This is a genomic window from Caballeronia sp. LZ024 (assembly GCF_031451455.1).
GTDB lineage: Bacteria > Pseudomonadota > Gammaproteobacteria > Burkholderiales > Burkholderiaceae > Caballeronia > Caballeronia telluris.
Map to the genome: position 1 here is coordinate 1 of NZ_JARUXL010000046.1, position 772 is coordinate 772.

At 59.3% G+C, this 772-nt stretch carries 1 protein-coding gene; it reads left to right on the plus strand.

What is annotated here, in order from left to right; all coding sequences use genetic code 11:
- Positions 1-772, plus strand: a 772-nt coding sequence (locus QCE48_RS31665; protein WP_309794487.1) for a PAS domain-containing sensor histidine kinase, incomplete at both ends; no start/stop codon positions are given.

A 772-nucleotide genomic window follows, 5' to 3' on the forward strand; every position in this document is an offset into this window, starting at 1 on the left:
TTATACCGAGGACGAAGTGCTGGGGAAGAACATCGACATCATCTACGCCCCCGATGACAAAATTAGCGCAGTGCGCGAACGCGAACTCGCTTCGGAGGACACCAGTGCCGATGACGAACGCTGGCACATCGCCAAGGACGGCCGGAAGGTTTACATGAGCGGCGTGGTGACGCGTATCGAAGACCCATCGTTCAGCGGATATGCCAAAATCGGCCGGGATCTCACCGAACGGAAACGCCGCGAGGAAGCCACGCATTTGAAGCTCCGCTTGGCCCAGACCGTGCGCGAGCGCGCTGTGAGCTCAAATCGACTGAAAGATCGCTTTCTCGCTATTCTGTCGCATGAACTCAAGCATCCGCTCAATCTAATCCATGTGAAAGCCGAGATGCTGCCGCGCATTCCCCGGGCACGTGACATTCCGGAAATCCGCGAAGCCGCGGAGGCAATCACGCGGGCAGCGGTGAGCCAGGCAAAAATCATCGACGATCTGCTGGACCTGTCGCGCATTCGCACTGGCAAACTTGCGTTGCAGACGACCAAAACCGACGTTGCCCGGGTGCTCACGCGCATCGTAGAAGCTTGTGCAGGGGACGCGCACACTCGCGGCATCGCGCTCTCGTGCAGCGGACTCGAAGAGCCGGGCTACGTCATGGCAGACCCCGTACGGCTCGATCAGGTGATCTGGAATCTGGTCAGCAACGCCTTCAAGTTCACGCCTTCAGGTGGCGAAGTCGCCATCGCCTTGAAGGAAGACGGGACCGGGCTGAGAATC